A 23198-nucleotide genomic window follows, 5' to 3' on the forward strand; every position below is an offset into this window, starting at 1 on the left:
GCATCAGCTGAAGAAGCATCAGCTGAAGAAGCATCAGCAGAAGAAGCATCTGTAGAGGAAGCCCCTGCAGAAGAAGCATCAGCTGAAGAAGCATCAGCTGAAGAAGCATCAGCAGAAGCCCCTGCAGAAGAAGCATCTGTAGAGGAAGCCCCTGCAGAAGAAGCATCAGCTGAAGAAGCATCAGCAGAAGCCCCTGCAGAAGAAGCATCTGTAGAGGAAGCCCCTGCAGAGGAAACTAAATCTTCAGATAAAAAAGAAGATTAATCTAGTTTAGAGTTATGAATTCTCGGTCCCAAGACCGAAATATCCAATTAGCAAAGGTAGGCAAACCTCACGGAATTAAGGGTTGGTCTTTTGTACATTACTACGGCGATGATGTATCTACTTTTTCAAAGTATAAGAATTTATTCACTTTAGATAAAAAAAAAGAGAAACCCATCCTAATCAAACAATTTAAAACTATAAAAGATAAACTTATAGTTCAGTTTGATGAATCTAATGATAGAGATGATGCTGAAAAATTAAGAGGAATTGATATATATATTTCTTCAAAAGATTTACCTAATCCTAAAGAAGGCATATATTATTTATATGAGCTAGAAGGCCTAGATGTTTTAAATTTTGAATTAATTAATTTAGGCAGAGTGGAATCTTTTATTACAACTGGTGCAAATGATGTGATGGTTTTAGAATCAACGATAGATAGTGTAGATGATAGGATAAGATTAATACCATATTTAGTAGAAGAAAATTCCATAGAAGTAAATCTAAAAGAAAAAAGAATAAATATTAATTGGAAGGAAAACTTTTAGTTCTCAATTAGATGAGATTTGATGTAGTAACTCTTTTCCCAGAAGTCATATCTAAAGCTGTTAGCTTTGGTGTAACTGGAAAAGCATTTGAGAGAGGTATTGCAACCCTGAATACTTGGAATCCAAGAGATTATGCTGATAATTCTTCAAGACGAATTGACGATAAACCCTACTCTGGAGGACCGGGCATGCTAATGCAGGTTGGTCCAGTGATGAAAACCATAGAAGCAATTAAAACAGACTCTTTAAAGCCAACTCATGTTATTTATTTAACACCTCAAGGCAAACCTTTAAAGCAGAATAGAGTTAAGGAGCTTTCCTCTTTACCAAGTATTACTCTATTGTCTGGAAGATATGAGGGCATAGACCAACGAATACTAGATAAAGGAGTAGATGAAGAGATTTCAATTGGAGACTATATTGTGAGCGGTGGCGAGTTTCCAGCATTAATTCTTATGGATTCTATTGTTCGTCTTTTAGATGGTGTCTTGGGAGAAAAAGATTCAATTAATGATGAATCTTTTGAAAATAATTTACTAGAGTATCCTCAATATACAAGACCAGAAAATAGCCCATATGGTAAAGTTCCCTCTATTCTACTTGGAGGCAATACAAATTCCATAGATAGATGGAAACTTAAACAATCTCTCATTAAGACTTTATCTAAGAGGCCAGATTTAATGCAAGATAAAGAGCTGACTTCTTTAGAAAAAGAGCTTTTTGATGAAATTAAGGATGAAGATAAGACATAATCTGTTAGAATCACGCCCTTAAACTTAGTATAAGGTTAAAAAGTGAGTAAAAATAAGTATGTGCAAGAGGTAGAAAAGCCTCAATTAAAAGAAATTCCTCCTTTTTCTCAAGGGGATGCTGTTTTAGTCCAAGTAAAAGTTAAGGAAGGCACTAGGGAAAGACTGCAGCCATTTGAAGGAATAGTATTAGCTGTTAAAAAAAGATCTTTAGGATCTTCGTTTATATTGAGAAAAATTTCTAATGGCGTAGGAGTGGAAAGAACTTTTCAGACCCATAGTCCTTTGATTGAAAGCATTACAGTAAAAAGAAAAGGTGATGTTAGGCAAGCTAAGCTATATTATTTAAGAGATAGATCTGGAAAATCTGCTAGGATTAAGGAAAAAATATAAATAGTCATTTATTTTATGACAAGTTTTACAAATAATTCTGTAAAGCTAGTAGATGGTTTTATTGACTCAGTTTGGCTTGAAAAAGGTTTAAGTCAAAACACGCTAGAAGCCTATAGACGAGATATAATTAGTTTCTCTAATTGGTCTTGTAAAAAACAAAGAAGTTTAATATCAGCAGATAAATCCCTAGTTCTAGATTATTTAGCATTCAGATTAAAAGAAGGATATAGCAGTAAGTCAACTTCAAGACTTTTATCTAGTCTAAGATCGTTTTATTCTTATCTTCTTTTCAATTCTTTAATAAAAAATAACCCAACTTTAAAAATAGACAATCCAAAAATTGGCTTTTCTTTACCTAAAGTTATTTCCGAAGAGGAAGTCGAAAAATTAATGTCTTCGCCAGATGTAAGGAGTTCAATTGGCTTAAGAGATAGAGCAATGTTAGAGTTACTCTATGCTTCGGGTTTGAGGATTTCTGAACTAATTTCTTTGGATGTCACTAGTTTAAATTTAAGACAAGGATCCGTTCAGGTAATGGGGAAAGGTCAGAAAGAAAGAATGGTCCCAATGGGAGAGCAAGCAATTGTCTGGATAGAAAAGTATATATTTGAAGCTAGACCTATACTTGTATTAAAAAATACTAGTATTTCTGAGCTTTTTTTAAGTAAAAGAGGAAGAAGAATGACCAGACAAGCCTTTTGGTATAGGATAAAACACTATAGTAGCATTTCAGATATACAAAACCAATTGTCGCCGCATACCCTTAGACATGCATTTGCTACACATCTTCTTAATCACGGTGCTGATCTTAGGAGTATCCAACTTTTATTAGGTCATGCTAGCTTATCAACAACCCAAATATATACTGAAGTTGCTAAGCATAGAATGAAAGAAATCCATCAAAAGCATCATCCAAGAGGATAAAATGAAAATCAAAAATATTTTATTAGTTATCTTGATTATCACTTCAATTAATATCCTTAACTCATGCAGCGATAATACAACTGAAAGTTCTTTAGAAGAAATTCAGAAGAAAGTTAGTTCTATACTTCCGGACTCTGTTAATCTTGTGAGTATCGAAAAAACAGATATGGATCAATTTTATGAACTAAAATTTAATGATATGGAGTCTCTTTATGTAACAAATAATGGAAATTATCTTATATCGGGAGATATATTTGAGATTTCTCGAGGTGAGTTAATTAATAAATCCTCCCAAAGAAAAGAAAAAGAAAGACAAAAAGTATTGACTTCTATAGATGAAAATGAATTTATATCCTTTTTAGCTAAAAAACCTAGGTTTAAAATCTATGTATTTACAGATGTTGACTGTACGTATTGTAGAAAATTTCATGATCAAATAAATATATATAATTCTTTAGGTATAGAAGTTAATTATTTAGCATTTCCAAGATCTGGATTAGGATCTGAATCTTATAAAAAAATGTTAACAGCATGGTGTTCACCTAATCCGCAAGAAGTATTAACATCCTTAAAATTGGGAGTTCTAGTTGAAGAAAATCTTTGTAATAATAGTGCCGTAGAGAAACATTTTAATTTAGGTAATAGTTTAGGCGTAAAGGGTACTCCATCTATCATGACATCTGAAGGAAAATTAATACCCGGATATTTATCTCCAGAAGAATTGATAAAACAACTAGGGATTTAATCTATTAAAAGTTATGGACGCAAATTTTCCAAGAATAAACCAACTTCCCCCTTATGTTTTTGATGAAATTCAAATGCTAAAGATGTCAGCTAGAAGACGAGGAGAGGATATTATTGATTTTGGTATGGGGAATCCAGATCAGCCTACTCCAAATCCAATAATTCAGAAATTAATAGAATCTTCTTTGAGACCAGATACTCATAGATATTCCCAGTCTAGAGGAATACCTCGTCTTAGAAAATCAATATGCGATTGGTACCAAAGAAGGTACAACGTAGATTTAGATGTTGAAAAAGAAGCCGTAGTTACTTTGGGGTCAAAGGAAGGTTTAGGGCATTTAGCTTTGGCAACATTAGATAAAGGTGATACCGTCCTAGTTCCGAACCCCTCTTACCCTATTCATCCTTATGGATTTGTAATAGCAGGCGCAGATATAAGGCATGTACCAATTGGAGAAAACATAGATTTCTTTTCCGAATTAGAAAACTCTATAAGAAATACCTTTCCTAGACCTAAGATGTTGATTTTAAATTTCCCTAGTAACCCTTCTACTCAGTGCGTAGAGCTAGATTTTTTTGAAAGAATTATAGAAATAGCAAAAAAAGAAAGTATTTGGGTAGTTCAAGATTTTGCTTATGCTGACATAACCTTTGATGGATACAAAGCCCCTTCAATACTTCAAGTAAAAGGTGCAAAAGAGGTGGCTGTAGAATTTTTTACCCTTTCCAAGAGTTATAATATGCCAGGATGGAGAGTTGGTTTTTGCTGTGGCAATGAATTACTTTTAGCGGCTTTAGCAAGGATGAAATCTTATTTTGATTATGGTTTGTTTACTCCAATACAAGTGGCAGCTATTAAAGCTCTAGATGAAGGAGATGAGTTTGTTGACTCTATAAGAAATACTTATGAGCATCGTAGAGATGTTCTCGTGGAAGGTTTAAATAATGCTGGATGGCCAGTTGAAACACCAAAAGCCACTATGTTTGTGTGGGCGAAGATTCCAGAGCCAATGAATAAAATTGGTTCTTTAGAGTTTAGTAAACGACTACTATCTGAAGCTAATGTTGCTGTTTCTCCGGGAATAGGTTTTGGAGAATACGGGGAAGGTTTTGTAAGATTTTCTCTTATAGAGAATAGTCACAGGACAAGACAAGCTGTTAGAGGCATAAAGAAGTTTCTTGTAAATTTTTAGAGGTAGATAAAAAATGAAAGAACTCAAGATAGGATTATGTGGAACAGGTAATGTTGGTAAGGCCTTCCTAAATTCTGTGGAAGAGTCAAAAAAACTTTTAGGTTTTCAAGTAGATACCCAACTTAAAATAGTTTCTATAGGGTCAAGAAAAGGGAAGGGAGCTTTGCATACTGATGCAGTCATCACTAGGGATATAATGGAAGTAGCTGAAAATCCTGACGTTGAGGTATTGGTGGAGTTAATTGGAGGAACCGATGTTGCTTATGAATTAGTAAAAAAAGCAATTAAAAATGGTAAACATATTGTCACTGCTAATAAAGCACTTATTGCTAAATATGGTAATGAGTTATTTGCAGAATCTAGAAAAAAAAATATTCAGATAGGTTTTGAGGCTTCTGTAGCAGGAGGTACCCCGGTAATTAAGGCAGTAAGAGAAGGTTTAGTGGCCCATAATATCCTATGGTTTGCTGGAATACTTAATGGAACTAGTAATTATATTCTTTCTTATATGGTTGACTCTAATTCTAGTTTTGAAGTTGCTCTTAAAAGTGCTCAAGATTTAGGATTGGCAGAGTCTGATCCTGCTTTAGATATAAATGGTACAGATGCAGCTCAAAAAGCTTCGATTTTAGCTAGTTTGGCATTTCAAGTTCCCTTTGACTTTAGTTTAGTTAATTATGAAGGAATTGAAGACATCACTCTTGAAGATTTGAAATATGCAGATGAATTAGGCTATGTCATAAAGCATATAGCTCAAGGAAAATTATCTAACGGCAAGGTAAGTGTTTGTGCTCATCCTATGCTTGTTTCTAAAGAGTCACTTTTATCAAAGGTAGGAAAAGAAATGAATGCGCTTGAAGTTTTTGCTCAAGATATAGGTTCAACAATTTATTATGGACCTGGAGCGGGCCCAGTTCCTACTGCCTCAGCAGTAATTTCTGATTTAGTTGATATAGGAAAAAATAACTTAATTTACAAAAAAATAGAAAGTACGAAAAATAGTTTAGTACTAGCTACTTCAGAAATGAGAGCAAGATATTTTAGAATAGAAGTAAAAAATGAACCTGGTGTAATTGCAAAAATTTCTTCCTTATTTGCTGCGAACAGTCTAAGCATAGAGGCTTTAATTCAGCATGATACTAAATCGCAAGTTCAGAAAAAAAATAATTCTGTTTCAGTTGTTATTATTACTCATGAAATAGATGATAACCTTGCTACAAAGATTTGTAATTCTCTATCTGGAGTTAAAGAAGTAATAGAAAAGGTTAGGGTTTTTAGGATCCATTAATTGAGAGTTAGGTAATGTTGTATAAAAGTACAAGGGGGGGGTCTCCTGAAATTCCATTTTCAGAAGTTTTATTAAGTGGATTGGCTCCAGATGGAGGTCTATATATCCCTATATCCCTTCCCTTTTATGATGTTGATCATATAGATACATTCAAGGATTTAAGTTATTCATCTCTAGCAAGTAAAGTTCTGTTTCCATTTGTAGAAGAAGAGATAGAAGAGAAAGAGTTTCAGAAATTAGTAGAGGATTCATATAGTATTTTCGAAGATGAAGAAGTAGTTAAATTAGTCTCACTTAGAGAAAATCTATCATTATTAGAGCTTTTTCATGGACCAACATTGGCTTTCAAGGATGTTGCTATGCAACTATTGGGAACTTTATTAAATCATTTCTCTGAAAAAAATAATTCAAAAATTGCTGTTCTAGGAGCCACATCTGGCGATACTGGATCTGCAGCTATTGCAGCTTGTTCAAGGTATAAGAATGTTGATATTTTTATTCTCTATCCTAATGGTATGGTCACTGATATTCAAAGAAAACAAATGACAACATCTGGTAGCTCCAATGTTCATGCTTTAGCTATAGATACAGATTTTGACGGCTGCCAAGAAATTGTGAAGGCATTATTCTTAGATAAAAATATAAACGATTCAAATACTAAATTAATTGCTGCTAATTCTATTAATTGGACGAGATGTATGACCCAGTGTGTGTATTTTTTTTGGGCTTATCTAAAATTGAAATATAAAGTTGATAAACCTACTTTTTCAATTCCTTCAGGTAACTTTGGCCATGCTTATGCAGGTTGGTTAGCTAAGAAAATGGGTTTACCAATAGAACGTTTATTAATAGCAACTAATAAGAATGATGTTCTTCATAAGATGCTGACAGAGAATGTCTATTCTAAAAATCAAGTTCATAGGACTTTAGCTCCAAGCATGGACATATCTATTGCAAGTAATTTTGAAAGGCTTCTTTATAATTTATTTGATGATAATTCTAATAAAGTAAAGAATCTAATGAATTCATTTCCTGCAAGGGATGTTTCTTTGCCAGATAAGGAATTAGCAACTCTTAGAAGTTTTTTTTCTAGTTATTGTTCTTCTGATTCCGAAATAATTGGTGAAATAAGATCAATATATCATTCAAATAATATTTTATTGGATCCGCACACTGCAACAGGTACAAGAACAGCTAATCAGATAAGCCATACTGATGAGCATGTAGTATCTATGGCAACTGCTCATCCAGCAAAATTTATTGAAGCAATTAATCAATCTCTTCCAGGCCTTGCAATTGATGATGTTCATCAATTAAAAGGCATAGAAGAACAAAAGGAATCATTTATAACTATACCGAATGATTTAATTAAAGTTAGGGAATATATTAAAAACAATTTAAGTTAGTTCAAAAATGGAAACAGCATCACTTATCGAGCAATCTTCGGATCATAAGGAAAGAATCTCTCTTATTAGGGGGTATCTTTGACTTAGATCTCAAATCAAAGAGATTAGAACAAATAAATATTATTTTATCAGAAGCTTCCGTTTGGGATGATCCTCAAAAGGCTCAAGAGTTAAATAAAGAAAGATCTACTTTAGAGAGAACCATTTTAGAGTTTGAATCATTGAATAATTCTATTCAAGATATAACGGAGCTATTAACTATAATCATTAAAGAGAATGATATAGATGCTATTAATGACATCTCAGTCGAGATGAGTCTCAATGAGAAAGCTCTTCATGAAGTGGAATTTAGAAGAATGTTCTCAAAGAAGATGGATCCAAATAATGCGTTTCTAGATGTCCAGTCAGGATCTGGTGGCACAGAAGCCCAAGATTGGGCAGAAATGTTAATGAGGATGTATTTAAAATGGGGAGAGGCAAGAGGGTTTAAGACAGAATTATTAGAAGTATCTCATGGAGAAGTAGCTGGTATAAAGAGCGCTACAATAAAATTCGAAGGTGATTATGCGTTTGGATGGTTAAGAACGGAAACCGGTGTTCATAGATTGGTAAGAAAGTCTCCTTTTGACTCAGGTAGCAGACGTCATACTTCATTTGCATCTATTTTTATTTCTCCAGAGGTAGATGAAAATATTGAAATAGAAATTAATCAATCAGATTTACGTATTGATACCTATAGGGCTTCAGGAGCTGGAGGGCAGCATATTAATAAAACAGATTCTGCAGTAAGAATTACTCATGAGCTATCTGGAGTAGTAGTACAATGCCAGTCGCAAAGATCGCAACATCAGAATAAGGATAAAGCTATGCAACAATTAAGAGCAAAACTTTATGAGATAGAATTGCAGAAGCTTGATGAGGAGAAGCAATCTAGAGAAGATGAGAAATCAGATATAGGTTGGGGAAGTCAAATTAGATCTTATGTTTTAGATTCAGCAAGGATTAAAGATTTAAGGACAGGAGTAGAGAAGACAAATTGCAGAGCGGTATTGGACGGGGACTTAGATGAATTTATAGAAGCAAGCCTAAAGGCAAATATTTAGTTAAAGTATAGATTATGACAGAAGAAATATCAGAAAATGAGTTGATTGCCCTAAGAAGATCTAAATTAGCCCTTCTTAGAGAAGAAGGAAAAGCATATCCAAATGACTATAAAAGAGATTCTTTATCAAAGGATTTACATGACAAATTTGGTTCAAAGACCAAAGATGAGTTAGAAAAAGAATCAACCTTAGTTAGAGTAGCTGGGAGAGTAATGTTGCAGAGAAAGATGGGTAAGGCCAGTTTTGTAACTTTACAAGATATGGATGGTCAAATACAAGCTTATATAAGGTCTAATGATTTACCTGAAGGAGAGTATGATAAATTTAAAACATGGGACCTGGGTGATTTAGTTGGCATTTCTGGAACATTGTTCAAAACTAAAACTGGTGAATTAACAATATATGCTGACAAAGTAAGACTTTTAACAAAATCCTTAAAACCCCTTCCAGATAAACATGCAGGACTTGTCGATACAGAGCAACGTTATAGGAAGCGCTACTTAGATTTATTAACTAATGAAGAAAGTCTAAAAAACTTTAAAACTCGAAGTAAGATAATAAGTGAAATTAGAAGATTTTTTGATGAACATGGCTATCTGGAAGTGGAAACGCCTATGATGCATCCAGTTTTAGGGGGAGCTGCTGCTAAGCCTTTTACTACTCATCATAATTCTTTAGATATGGATCTATACTTAAGGATAGCTCCAGAGCTATATTTAAAAAGATTAGTCATAGGAGGAATGGAAAAAGTATTTGAGATTAATAGAAATTTTAGAAATGAAGGCTTATCAACAAAACATAACCCTGAATTTACTATGCTCGAATATTATACTGCTTATGCTGATTTCAATGATCAAATGGAGTTTATTGAACTTCTTTTTAAATTCTTAGGTAAAAATATCTTCGGATCTTCAGTTATAGAACTGAGTGGAAAAAAGTATGATTTCGAAAGGCCATTTAGACGAATATCCTTAATTAGTTCTATTTCTGAAAAGTTAGAAATCCTTGAATCAGATTTAAAAGATAGAAAGTTGATAGAAAAATTATCAAATGAACTTTTAATTGAGAATGTGAAGGAATTATCAATAGGTCAGTTACAGTTTGAAATTTTCGAGAAAGTTGTAGAAGATCATCTTGATGAACCAACTTTCATTATTGGTTATCCAACTGATATATCTCCTCTTTCAAGAAAGTCAGATGAAGATCCTGATTTTGTTGAACGTTTTGAGTTATTCATAGGGGGTAAAGAAATAGCTAATGGATTTTCTGAGTTAAATGACCCTGAAGATCAAGCTGAAAGATTTAAAAAGCAAGTAGAGCAAAAAATCTCTGGAGATGAGGAGGCTATGGAGTTTGATGCTGACTATATAGAAGCGCTAGAATATGGTTTACCACCATGCGCAGGAGTAGGTATTGGAATAGATAGATTGGTTATGTTATTTACGGGAGCATCTTCTATAAGAGATGTTTTACTTTTTCCTCAACTTAAATTAAAAGATTTATCTAAAACCTAAGCTAAAAGGTCCTTAACAGCTTCTTTTTCAGATAATAATTCATTAGTGGTAATATCAATTTTTTCTTGTGAAAAATTATTAATTTCCATTCCTTGGATAATTTCTACTTGCATATTTTTATTAGTCCTCAAAGGGTAGCCGAAAATTAACCCTTCTGGCACTCCATAACTTCCATCGCTAGGTATTGCAGCGCTAAAACAGTCATTTTCAACAGTAGGGTTCTCGATTGCTTTGACTGTATCAATTGCGGCATTTGCAGCTGATGCTGCAGAAGAAGCTCCTCTAGCATCGATCACAGCTTTGCCTCTTTGTTGCACTAAGGGAAGGTATTCGTTTTCTATCCAGTTAGAGTCATTAATGACCTTTGCTGCGCTAATTCCATTAATCTTTGCGTTATATGGATCTGGATACATTGTTGGGCTATGATTTCCCCATATAGTCATATTAGTTATTGAAGATATTTCAACTTTTGCTTTTGCAGCTAATTGAGCTTTAGCTCTATTGGCATCAAGAGCAGTCATGGCAAACCATTGTTGGGACGGGTTTTTAGAAATATTAGAACCTATTAAAGTATTAGTATTTGCAGGATTACCCACAACTAATATTTTAGCATTAGGTTTAGAAAATTTACCTATCGCAGCACCTTGGGTAGTGAAGATTCCTCCATTTATTTTTAATAAATCACTTCTTTCTTCTATTTTTTTTCCATCAACTATTATACCTCTGGGTATACTTCCTACCAAAAGTACCCAGTCAGCATTTTCTACTCCTTTTTCTATGTCCGAAGTTGCTTGCAACAAGCCAGTCTGTTTAAAACCACAATCTATTAACTCCATTATGGTGCCTTCTAATTTTTCGACTACTTGAGGGATTTCTATGAGGCTTAGATTAATTTTTATATCTTCTCCAAAAGTTTCTCCACTAATAAGTCTTGGCAATAAGGAGTATGAAATTTGTCCAGCTCCTCCTGTTACAGCTACATTAATTTCTTTCATATAATTTTCCTCTTTAGTTTAAAAATATTTCTTTTTCCATCAGACTTTACTTCCACTTTTGCATTTAACATTTCTTGACTCATCATTACCAGAAGTTCTTCACTTTCATAAGAATTAGCTAGAAAACGCTTTCCATTTTCTAATTTACCTACGATTATAGCTTTTTGAGCACCATTTCTTGAATGGGAAATTGTATAAGTTTCAATTATGCCTTCACCTGTCACAGATTCTAAAAGTTCTGGATGACTAAGTTCATTTATTTCTAATTGCATGGATGAGGTATCTACAATCTGGTTCCAATCACCTTCGAATGGAGCCGAAGAGAAAACACCAGCACCATGTTTTGTTAAATACCAGCCATTTGCTGTCAATAAACCATTTTTTCCAGGATTTTTCCTTAATTTATCCATCAAAGATGCTATAGAGTGAAGCACATAAGCATTCCCTGGACCTCCGAAATATGGGAGCCCACCAGTTAGAGTCAATCCCCTAGGATCATCTGGTTCTATACCAATTTCTTGGATTGCTATTTGTACCGCACAAGGAAAGCAAGAATATATATCCAAGTAGTGAATTTCTTCTTGTTTTATATTAGCCATCTCTAAAACAGAATTAACACATTTTTTGATGGCAGGAGAAGAATAGAAGTTTACTCTCTCAGTTACATTCCATATTTCATTTATACAAGCACCAGAATTTAAGAAAATCCATTTTGATTCAGGAATGCCTAGTTCTCTTGCTTTCTTCGCAGAAGTCATTATCAATGCTGAAGATTGATTTACTCGCATTATAGAATTCATATATTTGGTGTAAGGAAATCCCACCATCCTATTCTCAGGTTTTACTGTTGAAATTTCATTTGCAGTTCTATGCAATGGAAACCAGGCATATTCATTTTCAGAAGCAACTTTAGAGAATGATGAAAATAATCTACCTATTTCATGCATGTGTTCTTCTATAGTTTGGCCCTGTTTACCTCTTAAGCCATTTGCAAATAATGGGTAGACTACAGAAGGATCATAAAGACCATGAAGCTTTTCATGTTCGGATGAGCCTTCCCTAATAGATCCAATAATTTCTGGTGTTCCACCTGGGTCGTCTGACCAATCTATTTTCTTGCCAGATTTTAATCTAGATACAAAAGTATCTAAAGCCTCTCCGCCAGCTATTAATGCGCAGTTTATATCTCCAGATTTAATTCGAAGAGCTATTTCATTGATAGCTAGTTGAGGAGAATTACCTCCAGTTGCTGTATAAATTTCCTGTGAAATATTTGCACCTAATGAGTTATTTAAACTTCTAGGCATATTAGGATAACCCCACATATTAGATGTTGTTGTATCTCTATTTGGTGTATCTGCTACAAATCTTATTATAGATATTGCATCTAGATGGTCGATCAAGGAGACCTTTGCTTTACAATCATCAATTGTCTTTTTAGAGACTATTTCCAGAATTTCAAGATAGTTTAGACCCTCAGTACCTTGTTTATCTATATGCTGAGAACAACCTACTAATATAGGGGTATCGTCATTAACTTTGCTGTAATCTAATAAAGCCATAATTTTATTTAAATTAATTCAGAACTACGCAGTCTAGCTATAGAAAACTAATCTATCAATAGTCTACTACCAAAGTATCATTTAGAGTATTATCTCTACTCAATCATGAATTACAATTTTGATACATTTATAGATAGATCAAATACTCAGAGTCTTAAATGGCTGAGGCATAAAGGTTCGGATGTTATACCAATGTGGCTTGCCGATATGGATTTTGCTTGCCCACCAGAAGTGGTCGAGGCTGTACAAAAAAGAGCCGCCCACCCCATTTATGGCTATACGGAAGCGTCAGATGAATTAAAAAGAATATTTATCAAAAGAGTTTATGAAAATTCAGGATGGAAGATTGATCCTGAATGGATAATTTGGCTTCCTGGTGTAGTTGTAGGATTGAATGTTGCTTGTAGGACTATTCTTCGTCCGGGGAGGATGGCAGCAATTCCTTCTCCTATATATCCTCCGTTTATAGAGGCACCTCATAACATGAATCAAGGTTATCTAATAACTGAATTAGAAAATATTGAAGGAAGACTTTCTTTAGACTTAGATTCGATTGATACCCTGATAGATGATGATGTAGATTTATTCTATTTTTGTAATCCCCATAATCCAGGCGGCTCCATGGCTTCTCTGGATGAAATAAATTCCATAGTTGAGATATGCAATACTAAAAATGTAGTTATTTGTTCAGATGAGATTCATTCAGAGATTATATTGGATAAATCTAAGAAGCACATTCACTTAGCTCAAACTAGTGATATCGCTGCGAGGAACTCTATAACTTTCCTTGCTCCTAGTAAGTCTTTTAATATAGCAGGCCTTGAATGTGCCTCCGCAATTATTCCTAATAAAGAGATCAGAGATAATTTTGAAGCATCTATGAAAGGAATAGTGCCCCCAGTAAATATTTTTGCTTATGAAGCAACTATGGCTGCTTATAAATATGGAGATAAATGGCTTCATGAATTATTACAATATTTAAAAAAAAATAGAGATATTCTTGTAGAAAATGTCAATACAATGCCTGGCTTGTCTTTGTATCCTCCAGAAGCAACTTATTTAGCTTGGATTGATTGTTCAGAGTTGAATGCAGCTTCGCCTGCAAAATTTTTCATAGAATCTGGGGTTGGGGTTGCAGACGGCTCTGAGTTTGGGCACAAAAATTTTATAAGAATTAATTTTGCTTGTCCAGAGAGTCTTCTCTTAAAGGCACTAGATAGGATGAAAGAAGCTTTAGGTTGAGATTTTGAGTTTCTTGCTTTTTTATTCTCTCTCGTACATGTAGTATTACCTTTTTTATCAAGCAATAGACAACATTAGGAGAAATTATGGCTATTACATTTGAAGGTAAAGTTGCAATAGTAACTGGAGCAGGAGGCGGCTTAGGAAGATGTCATGCCCTCGATCTTGCAAAAAGAGGTGCCAAGGTAGTAATAAATGATCTAGGGGGAAGTGTAGATGGAACTGGATCTAGTCCAGCGGCAGAGTCGGTAGTTGAAGAAATTAAAGCGTCTGGTGGTGAAGCAATTTCTAATGGTGCTAATGTCACGAACATTGAAGAAGTTAACCAAATGGTTCAGGAGGCCATGGATACTTGGGGTAGAGTAGATATTCTAGTAAATAATGCTGGAATATTAAGAGATAAGAGCTTTTCTAAAGTTGAAGACCAAGATTTTAGAATGGTTTTAGAAGTACACTTGATGGGTAGCGTAAATTGTACCAAGGCAGTCTGGGAAATAATGAAAGAACAAGAATACGGCAGAATTGTCATGACTTCTTCATCAAGCGGTACTTATGGTAATTTTGGCCAGACTAATTATGGGGCAGCAAAAATGGGCGTAGTTGGTCTTATGAACACACTTAAGCTGGAAGGGGCTAAATATAATATAAAGTGTAACTCTTTAGTGCCGGTAGCAGGAACAAGGATGACTGAGAGCCTTATGCCAAAAGAAGTATTAGAAAAGATTCAACCTGACTTTGTGTCTCCTGCAGTCACTTATATGGTATCTGATGATGCTCCATCTGGAATAATAATAGCTGCCGGAGCAGGTGTTTATTCTCGAATTATGATTCATGAGACTGTAGGAGTTAATCTTGGTACAGAAGGGGATATGACTGCAGAAAATATTGAAGCTAATTGGGAAAAGATATCTGATATGACTGATGCTGAATTATGTTATCAAGGTCCGGACCAAACGGTTAAGATATTTAAATTAATCCAAGAAACTTCTTAATCAGCTTGTTTAAGAAAATTGAAACTTGTCATAAAGTAATGGATTTTAGGGAACTCGCTGAGAAGCGACTCCCTAGTCCAATGTTCCATTATATTGATGGTGCTGCAGAGGATGAATGGACGTATAAACAAAATACTTCTTCTTTTGAGAAGTATGAATTGATCCCAAGGTTCCTAGTTGATGTAGATGAGATAGATACTTCAACTACTGTATTAGGACAAAAGATAGAGTGGCCTTTTTTTTGTTCACCTACCGGATATAATCGGTTATTTCATCATCACGGAGAAGAAGGTGCTGTCAGGGCTGCTGCTAGAGTAGGAACGATGTTTTGTCTTTCAACTATCTCAACTACAACAATTGAAGATGTGGCTAAGGCTTCAGATGGACCTAAAGTTTTTCAGATATATGTTTTAAAAGATAGGAGTCTTTCTCAGGAATACATTGAGCGTTGCAAGGATGCAAATTATGATGCTCTCTGCTTAACCGTTGATGTACCAACAAATGGAAGAAGAGAAAGAGATTTAAGAACTGGCATGACTGTCCCTCCAAAATTAGGTTTTAGCGGGTATATGAATATTGTTAAGCATATAGATTGGTCATTCAATTATCTAACTCATCAGCCTACTCCTTCGATGGTGAACCTAGAGCATAAAGTTCAAAAGAATTCTTCTGGGACTACTGTTATGGACTTCATGAATAGTCAATTTGATAGGTCTGTTACATGGGAAGACGCCGCATGGATGATAAAGCAATGGGATAAACCTTTTGCCATAAAAGGAATTCTTTCTGTAGAAGACGCCAGAAAAGCTGCTGATATAGGTGCGTCAGCTGTCATGGTATCTAATCACGGAGGTAGGCAAATGGATGGATGTCCAGCTCCATTTGAGGTTATAGGGGATATTGTAGATGCAGTAGGTGATGAGTTAGAAGTAATACTTGATGGAGGTATAAGGCGGGGGACACATATCCTTAAAGCTCTAGCAATGGGAGCTAAAGCCTGCATGGGTGGAAGAGCTTATCTTTATGGATTAGCTGCTGGAGGGGAAGAGGGAGCCTATAGGTCTTTAAAACTATTAAGAGAAGAGGTGCATAATAATATGATTCTTTTAGGTGCAACCAATATTGAACAAATATCAAGAAAACAATTAAGAAAAGTTTAAGCCACTTAGTATTATCTGCCATCCATCACTTTTTATCGATAAAAGTTAATAACTTCAGATTATTTTTTATCTTTTAAGTTAAATTTTAATTAGAGCCCTAGAAAAGTATTTAGAAAATTTATTTATCAGATAAATAGTTTACAGAATAAAAAATATCTCTCATTGAAATTACTCCTAGGAGTTTATTATCTTCCATTACTGCTAAATGACGTATTTGGTTCTCCACCATGAGACTAATAGCCTCTTCAGTTGAAGTATCAGGTTCAGCACTAATAAGTTTATTAGACATTACTTCATCAACTCTTTTATATTCTATTTTATGTTGATGGTGAGCTATGGTTTTGACTATATCTCTTTCTGTAATAATACCTACGACATTATTATTATTTTCATTAGACTTTGCATCAACTACAAGCAATGCTCCTATCCTATTTTTTTCCATTATTTCGCATGCAGTTGTAACAGTTTCTGATGCTTTGATAACAAATACTTCCCAGTATCTTTGTCCAGCTAAATAGGTTTTTATTTGCTTTGATTTGCTCATATTTATTCTTTACCCTTGTTCGGTGTATAATCACGTCTTAATTTATGGAGAAGTTGATATGTTATCTTTGAATATATTTAAAGTAAAAGGTTTAAAACGCTTAATTGTAGGTTTTATTGCTTTAGTTTTTTCTTTTTCTTTACTTGCTAATTCGGATAAAGGCTATGTTGGTGATGATGAGATTGAGTTAGATGTTCTAAGAGTGCATCATCCAGCTCCTACATACCCAAGAAAGGCTTTAAGAAGAGGGCAAGAAGGTTTTGTTGTTATAGAATTTGACGTTGATACAGATGGAGCTATTTTAGATCCCTATGTAATAGAAAGTGTTCCCACTGGAGTATTTGAAAGAGCAGCTATAAAGTCAGTTCGTAAATGGCTATACCAAGCACCTGTTTATGAAGGAGTTTCAGTCAAAGTAAATAATGTCCAAGTGAGATTAACTTTTGCGCTGGCTGATTAAAAATTTTTAGATCTACCTCGCTTAAATAATTCTATTTTCTTATGTCCATAAGAGCCCAACTCTTATTTTTTGGTCTATTAGGTAATCTTTTAATAGCATCAGTATTTTTATATTCATCCAGGAATATAGATGATATTCAACAAGAGGCCTCTGGAGAATCTCTTGTTGTTTTATATGAATCTGCTTGGTTTCAAACATATAACAATACTTTTGAGAGAATGAGCAGATGGTTACCCTCTATAGGAGAAAAGGGTGAAGTTTGGGATCTAGAAAACGAGTCCCTTGCAGAAGAGGTAGATGCGGTTGGTGATTTACCTAACCCAATACTTGATTCTATTAAGAATAGAACTTTAGGAAATGCTCAATATCTTATAGAGTTATTGTTTGAAGATGATCTCGATGACGGAAACCTCAGTTTTGCTATGGCTTACTTTCCAAATGGTGAAAGGATTTATTGTGGAAGTGCTTTAGATTTATTTGGTATAGATCCATGCAGTCCTAAGGCTAGGCCTGAGTTTTTTTCTTATTTAGATTCTTTTCTCAAAGAAGCCTCTGACAGACCTAGGCAATCAACATTAAAGATAGTTCACACAGAAGCAAAAGAATCTTCCACCTTAAATCAATCTCTAACTTTTCCTATTAAAATAGAAGATGAAACCATAGCAATTGTTGTTTTAGGATCTGATATTAGAAAAGCATTAGAAGTATTTGAAGATGAGTTTGAAGTAAGAACTGGAGTGCAGACTCCTGCCGGAGTTATTTCTCTAGACGATGATTATTCTGCTGATACAGATTCAGACGAGAATGCAAGATATGGAATTATAAATTATCCTCAATTGCTAGAAAGGGCAAATAACTTAGTCATAGAAAAAGGAAGCCGTTTTAGCTCTAAAGCGACTGATTTAGGGACCTCAATTACGTTATTACCATTAAGCTCTTATTTGTCTTCTGATGATGCTGAATTATTTATTTTTAAAGACGAAGCCAGAACAATGCAAGTATCTTCAGAGATTCTAAATCAGAGTTATATCTTAGCTTTGGTACTTTTAATATTTATCATCTCAGTTTTGGCTTTTGTTACGTCGAGAACTTTTGCTGGGATTACTAGGGCTATAGAAGTTCTTGAGGGTCTTACAAAAGGGGATCATACTCAGCAAATGCCTAAAAGAAGTGGATTCCTTACTTCTAAAGAGGATGAAGTGGGTCAATTATCTACTGCGTTGCAAAGTTATAGGGGGCATTTACTTGAAATGGAAGAAATACGTGCTGAACAGGCTAGACGTAGAAAAGAACGAGATAGTGTAATCATAGAAAAGATGAGTTTTTTGGCAGACCAGCTTGAAGGTGATGCTCAAGCATTGATATTGAGTGATATTGCAAAAATGAAAACTCTTGCAGAGGAAGGAGTAGATAAATCGAATGAAGAAGCTTCAGTAGAGTTAATGTCTCTAGCTTTTTCGAGAATGTCAGATGAAGTCAATACATTAATCACTGCAAGGACAAGTGAGATGGAAACATCAAGAGATGAAGCTCGGGATGCTAACGCTGAAAAAACTAGGTTTTTTGCGAATATGAGTCACGAATTAAGAACTCCTTTAAATGCTATTTTAGGATACGGCGAGATGTTAGCTGAAGACTGTGAGGATTTGGGTTATGACGATCTTCTACCGGACCTTAAGAAAATTACTTCTGCAGGCAGTCATTTACTATCCTTAATTAATAATATTCTTGATATTTCAAAGATAGAAGCTGGACGTATGGAACTTTATCTTACGAGCTTTGATATAGAAGCAATGGTAGACACTATCAAGGATGTTACAGGACCGTTAGCTTCTACCAATGATAATGGTTTTAAAGTTAACTTAGAAGGCGCTCTTGGCGCTATGACTCAAGACGAAACTAAAATTAGACAATGCCTTACAAATTTCTTGAGTAATGGGTTTAAGTTTACTTCAAATGGTACGATAACTTTGGATGTTGATACTTTTATACAGGAAGATATAGAAATGATTAGATTTGCAGTTTCTGATACAGGAGAGGGTATGTCGGAAGAGGGTTTAAGCAAGGTCTTTAGAGAGTATGAGCAAGCAGAAAGATCTACTTCCGCTAAACATGGCGGTACAGGTCTTGGTTTACCAATAACAAAAAAACTAGCGGAAATGATGGGTGGAGATGTAATAGTTACCAGTGAATTAGGAGTAGGCTCTGTATTTAGTTTGTTTGTACCTAGAATCTGCCATCAAGAATATGATGAAGTTGAAGAAGGAAATCAAATTGAAGGAGTTCCGGAAGAAGAAAAGGTTGTAGTTTTGATCGATGATGACGTAACCATGCATGATCTTATAAGACGAACTATAGCTAAAGCTGGGTTAACTTTGATAGGTGCCACAGATAGTGAAAAGGGCATGCAAATAGTTAGAGAAACAAAACCTAAGTTATTGCTCTTAGATGTTTTGATGCCTGGTAGAGATGGCTGGTCTATTTTAAGGGAATGTAAGTCTGATCCGGAGTTAAAAGATATGCCTGTTATTATGGTAAGTCAAATGTCTCAGGAGACATTAGCTAATTCCTTAGGAGCTGATGATTATCTCACTAAACCAATAGATAGGGCTCATTTCTTGGCAACTGTTACTAGAATATTAGGAGAGAAATCTTCTGATAAAAAAGTAGTAATTATTGACGACGATGCAGATGTGAGAGATCTTCTTTCAAGAATGATTTCAGATTCTGGTTGGTCATATGAGACTGCAAAAGATGGAAAGGAAGGATTAGAAAAAGTAATAGAAAAACCATCTCTTATTGTTTTGGATTTAGAAATGCCAAGAATGGATGGTTTTGAATTCTTAGAGGCATATATGAGAGATCATACAGAAGATACAAGAGCACCAATATTAGTTTATTCAGGAAAGGATTTAACAGATGTCCAAAGAGAATTATTAAATGAGAATGTAGCAGGAATGGTAAGGAAAGATGAAGTATCTATGGATGAATTAGCCTCAATTGTTCAGGATATTTATAAGGCTGACGAGAAAGGTTCTTAACCTCCAAGTAAATTTTCTATTTTACTTAGAAGCCTTTTGAAATCTACAGGCTTAGTATCAAAATCATCAGCTCCAGAGTCCAAAGCCTTTTGTCTGTCAGATTCTAAAGCATGAGCAGTTAATGCAATAATTGGGATTGATTTGATTTCTTCATCAGCTTTAGCAGTTGTAGTGGCTTCCCACCCATCCATCACAGGTAGGCCCATATCCATTAAAACAATGTCAGGCTTTTCAGATTTCATCATTTCTATGCCTTCTTTTCCATCCATGGCAAGTAAAACTTCATGCTCTCTTCTCGTTAGTCTTCTTGAGAGCATATCTCTGTTCATTTCATTGTCTTCGACATAAAGAATTTTAGCCATTTTTCCTCCTTGATCAATTATCTTCAATTATAAAAATATCTCTGCCTGATTTTTTTGCTTCATAAAGTCTTTCATCTGCTTTATTTACTAAATCAGATGAATTGCTAGCTTCCGATGTATTAGCCACTCCCCCGCTACTTGTAATTACTATTTGGTGTTCATCATATTCCACAATATTATTTTTAATGTTTTTTCTTAATTTATCACAAAATTCTTTAATTTCATTAGATTCTTTATCTAAGATTACAGCAAGAAATTCTTCTCCCCCAATGCGGCCAAGAATATTTGGTTCTGAAATCATAGAGTCAAGAGTTTGTGCCATTTTTATAAGTACTTCATCTCCGCCTGAATGGCCATAAGTATCATTTACTTTCTTGAAATGATCAATGTCAAACATAATTACAGAGAACTCCTTTCTATTTCCAGCCTGAAATTCTTTAAATGAGTTCTCTAGTTCTTGAAAAACAACACGCCTATTAAAAATACCAGTTAATTGATCTGTAGTAGCTTGAATATGGAGTTCGTTTACCAATTGCCTTTCTCTTTCTCTAAAAGCTTTTCTTTCAAGAGAAGATACAACTTTTGCAAGCAGGATTGTTCCATTTAATGGTTTAGGAAGATAATCTTGAGCTCCTAGTTGGATGCACTTAGCGATTCCATCTACATCATTGAATGCCGATACCATTATGATAGGTAAATCATCGCTACTAAATTGTTGCCTAAAAGTTTTTAGGAGTTCTAATCCATTAATGTCTGGGAGAATTACATCTAGGAGGATTAGGTCTGGTGTCTTTTTCTTTACTTCTGAAAGTGCTGTTTCACCATCTAATGCTGTTCTACAATTAAGCCCTTGTAAGGAAAGTCTTCTTTCTAGGACCTCACAATTAGTCTTATTATCATCTACAATTAGGATATCTGAGTTAGTTACACTCTCATCTAATTCTATGGAATAATCTATATCTCCTAGAGATTTAAATAAAGCTTCCGCTGATTCAAGTTGACTGCTGGAATTAGTTGTTTCATTTGATCCTGAAGAAGAAGCTTCGCCTCTAATATAATCGACAAAACTTTCTATAGCTTTTTCGATCTCTCTGGATAGATCTATAATAGTCTGAAGATCAGATAAAGCTTGATCAGGTAAGTCATCTTCTAAATCTTCAATTAGAATTTCGCTGTAACCTATTATGGCATTTAAGGGAGTCCTTAAGTTATGCCTTAATTCCGAGTATTCTTCTGGAGTTTTCTTTTCATTTGTAGCATTTGGTCCTGTGTGTAATTGAAAAGCTTCTTCATATTGATCTATTAACCTGACGCACCCAGATCGAACTTGCTCTATTTCTTCTTCAACTTTTAGTTCTTCTTGAACTATAACTTTTTCTACTATTTCAAGATAATCAGAAATAGCATCGGCAGGAGTCTTAAATTCTTGTTTTATTTGAGTAAGCAGTATATCTTTGGCTCCTTTAGAAGCTTTCTGATTTTGAATATTATTATCCATTTCTTAATTCTGTTTCTTAAAACTATCAAGGAATTCTGGTCTATGCATAAGATATCCTTGCCCAATATTACATCCTATCCGTAGCATTTGACTCTTTTGGTCTTCAGTTTCAATTCCTTCTCCTATCATTTCTAAATTCAGGGCCTGACAAACTTCGACTACAAAACTAATTAATTTACTTGTAGTTGGATCCTCTAACCCATTAGTAAAAACTTTGTCTAATTTCACCACATCAACTGGGAGATCTTTTAGATATCTAAGTGAAGAATATCCTGCACCAAAGTCATCAAGAGCAATTTTAATACCTTTTTCTTTTAGAACCTTCAGGGCATTTCCTGCTAGTTCTGTATTTCCTAGTTCGGCAGTTTCTGTTACTTCTAAACCAAATTCATTAGGTCCTAAATTCATCTCATCTACTAACTCAGTAAAAATATTACAAAACTCAGGTAACATAATTGTGTGAGCAGAAACATTTAAATAAACCGTAGCATCAAGTAGGCCAAGAGATTCTCTTGCATTCAAGAAATCTTTTAATTTGAGGATTGAGGCCATTACTACTAAAGAAAATAAACTTTCACCTTCAATTTGTGGAATAATTTGGTCATTAGAGATAAATTCATTATTTTCATCTTTCATTCTTAATAGGGCTTCAATGCCAGTAACTTTATTAGTCTTAAGGTCTATTTGTTTCTGATATGCGAGCTCTATTCTGTCAAATTCAATACAGGCTATAGTTTTTTGAAGAGCCTCAAGACCTGCTCTGGATGGGCATAGTATTTCAATTAGAAGAAAATCTTTAGACCCATTTCCAGGTATCTCATGAATTCTAGTTCTAATAAAAAAATTAATATTTCTTAGGGTTACCTCTATGGAAGTATTATAAGAATTAGCTATTTCATCTTCTGGTGTTAAATCATCCTTTTTATATGAATGGATATCGTTAATGGCTAATTCTTTTTGATCTTCTAAACGAAAAATAAAATTACATGCTAAATTTGTCCATTTAATATCTCCTTTTAATCCACATATTATGAAAGGACTAGGATGATGCTTCAGAGATTTATAAAGGTAGGTTATTTGTTGATCAGAGTTATTCATTTATTTTCTAGGATCAGGGCGGTTAAATATTTCTCCATCTTGGAGTTGTTTCTCAACTAATTCAACAAATTCTTTGGGAAAAGTCGGAGAAATCCAATTCCAGATTTCAAGATTTTTT

Annotated in this window: 22 protein-coding genes; 16 read left to right on the plus strand and 6 right to left on the minus strand. The window is 34.3% G+C overall.

Features of this window, described 5'->3' with window-relative positions; all coding sequences use genetic code 11:
- From P8J93_00690 to lysS, 11 genes are all read left to right on the plus strand, one after another.
- Positions 1-264, plus strand: a 264-nt coding sequence (locus P8J93_00690; protein ID MDG2060319.1) for a hypothetical protein, incomplete at its 5' end; no start/stop codon positions are given.
- 14 nt (positions 265-278) lie between these two features.
- Entirely contained in the window at positions 279-812 is a 534-nt protein-coding gene (gene rimM, locus P8J93_00695) for a ribosome maturation factor RimM (protein ID MDG2060320.1), read from the plus strand.
- 11 nt (positions 813-823) lie between these two features.
- Entirely contained in the window at positions 824-1564 is a 741-nt protein-coding gene (trmD, locus tag P8J93_00700) for a tRNA (guanosine(37)-N1)-methyltransferase TrmD (GenBank protein MDG2060321.1), read from the plus strand.
- Positions 1565-1606: 42 nt separating this feature from the next.
- Entirely contained in the window at positions 1607-1954 is a 348-nt protein-coding gene (gene rplS, locus P8J93_00705; GenBank protein MDG2060322.1) for a 50S ribosomal protein L19, read from the plus strand.
- A gap of 15 nt (positions 1955-1969) precedes the next feature.
- Positions 1970-2878: a site-specific tyrosine recombinase XerD gene (xerD, locus tag P8J93_00710; protein ID MDG2060323.1), complete on the plus strand. Its 909-nt coding sequence runs from the start codon at positions 1970-1972 to the stop codon at positions 2876-2878.
- A 1-nt stretch (position 2879) separates the two neighbouring features.
- The gene (locus tag P8J93_00715) at positions 2880-3623 is read left to right on the plus strand and encodes a thioredoxin fold domain-containing protein (protein MDG2060324.1); all 744 of its coding nucleotides are present in this window, start codon (positions 2880-2882) and stop codon (positions 3621-3623) included.
- A gap of 13 nt (positions 3624-3636) precedes the next feature.
- The gene (gene alaC, locus P8J93_00720) at positions 3637-4815 is read left to right on the plus strand and encodes an alanine transaminase (GenBank protein ID MDG2060325.1); all 1179 of its coding nucleotides are present in this window, start codon (positions 3637-3639) and stop codon (positions 4813-4815) included.
- Between the two features lie 13 nt (positions 4816-4828).
- A complete protein-coding gene (locus P8J93_00725; protein MDG2060326.1) occupies positions 4829-6103 on the plus strand; it encodes a homoserine dehydrogenase in 1275 nt (424 codons plus the stop codon).
- A 14-nt stretch (positions 6104-6117) separates the two neighbouring features.
- Entirely contained in the window at positions 6118-7509 is a 1392-nt protein-coding gene (gene thrC / locus P8J93_00730; GenBank protein MDG2060327.1) for a threonine synthase, read from the plus strand.
- A 7-nt stretch (positions 7510-7516) separates the two neighbouring features.
- A protein-coding gene (prfB, locus tag P8J93_00735) for a peptide chain release factor 2 (GenBank protein MDG2060328.1) occupies positions 7517-8612 on the plus strand; the annotation gives its coding sequence in 2 pieces (ribosomal slippage) (positions 7517-7588 and positions 7590-8612; 1095 coding nt in all).
- A 14-nt stretch (positions 8613-8626) separates the two neighbouring features.
- The gene (gene lysS, locus P8J93_00740; GenBank protein MDG2060329.1) at positions 8627-10126 is read left to right on the plus strand and encodes a lysine--tRNA ligase; all 1500 of its coding nucleotides are present in this window, start codon (positions 8627-8629) and stop codon (positions 10124-10126) included.
- Here the strand turns inward: lysS and P8J93_00745 are convergent.
- The gene (locus P8J93_00745) at positions 10123-11121 is read right to left on the minus strand and encodes a malate dehydrogenase (GenBank protein ID MDG2060330.1); all 999 of its coding nucleotides are present in this window, start codon (positions 11119-11121) and stop codon (positions 10123-10125) included. The genes lysS and P8J93_00745 overlap by 4 nt on opposite strands.
- Positions 11118-12683: an acetyl-CoA acetyltransferase gene (locus tag P8J93_00750; protein MDG2060331.1), complete on the minus strand. Its 1566-nt coding sequence runs from the start codon at positions 12681-12683 to the stop codon at positions 11118-11120. Before P8J93_00750 ends, P8J93_00745 begins: the two co-directional genes overlap by 4 nt.
- 105 nt (positions 12684-12788) lie before the next feature.
- Here P8J93_00750 and P8J93_00755 point away from each other — a divergent pair, with 105 nt between their 5' ends.
- From P8J93_00755 to P8J93_00765, 3 genes are all read left to right on the plus strand, one after another.
- Entirely contained in the window at positions 12789-13925 is a 1137-nt protein-coding gene (locus P8J93_00755; protein ID MDG2060332.1) for a PatB family C-S lyase, read from the plus strand.
- A gap of 86 nt (positions 13926-14011) precedes the next feature.
- Positions 14012-14917, plus strand: coding sequence for an SDR family oxidoreductase (locus P8J93_00760; GenBank protein ID MDG2060333.1), 906 nt, complete (start codon positions 14012-14014; stop codon positions 14915-14917).
- Between the two features lie 38 nt (positions 14918-14955).
- Positions 14956-16077 (plus strand): alpha-hydroxy acid oxidase, encoded by a 1122-nt coding sequence (locus tag P8J93_00765; GenBank protein MDG2060334.1) that lies wholly within the window; start codon positions 14956-14958, stop codon positions 16075-16077.
- 118 nt (positions 16078-16195) lie between these two features.
- Here P8J93_00765 and P8J93_00770 read toward each other — a convergent pair whose 3' ends face one another.
- Positions 16196-16621 (minus strand): CBS domain-containing protein, encoded by a 426-nt coding sequence (locus P8J93_00770; GenBank protein MDG2060335.1) that lies wholly within the window; start codon positions 16619-16621, stop codon positions 16196-16198.
- 58 nt (positions 16622-16679) lie between these two features.
- Here P8J93_00770 and P8J93_00775 point away from each other — a divergent pair, with 58 nt between their 5' ends.
- Together P8J93_00775 and P8J93_00780 are read left to right on the plus strand one after the other, a co-directional pair.
- Positions 16680-17081 (plus strand): energy transducer TonB, encoded by a 402-nt coding sequence (locus tag P8J93_00775; GenBank protein MDG2060336.1) that lies wholly within the window; start codon positions 16680-16682, stop codon positions 17079-17081.
- A gap of 41 nt (positions 17082-17122) precedes the next feature.
- Entirely contained in the window at positions 17123-20122 is a 3000-nt protein-coding gene (locus tag P8J93_00780; GenBank protein MDG2060337.1) for a response regulator, read from the plus strand.
- Here the strand turns inward: P8J93_00780 and P8J93_00785 are convergent.
- The 3 genes from P8J93_00785 to P8J93_00795 are packed head-to-tail and all read right to left on the minus strand — an operon-like array spanning position 20119 to position 23080.
- A complete protein-coding gene (locus P8J93_00785; protein MDG2060338.1) occupies positions 20119-20484 on the minus strand; it encodes a response regulator in 366 nt (121 codons plus the stop codon). The genes P8J93_00780 and P8J93_00785 overlap by 4 nt on opposite strands.
- 13 nt (positions 20485-20497) lie before the next feature.
- Positions 20498-21982 (minus strand): diguanylate cyclase, encoded by a 1485-nt coding sequence (locus tag P8J93_00790; protein ID MDG2060339.1) that lies wholly within the window; start codon positions 21980-21982, stop codon positions 20498-20500.
- 3 nt (positions 21983-21985) lie between these two features.
- Positions 21986-23080: an EAL domain-containing protein gene (locus P8J93_00795; protein MDG2060340.1), complete on the minus strand. Its 1095-nt coding sequence runs from the start codon at positions 23078-23080 to the stop codon at positions 21986-21988.
- Positions 23081-23198 lie beyond the last annotated feature (118 nt).

The sequence above is a fragment of the SAR86 cluster bacterium genome (assembly GCA_029268615.1).
Taxonomy (GTDB): Bacteria; Pseudomonadota; Gammaproteobacteria; order Magnimaribacterales; family Magnimaribacteraceae; genus JAQWNM01.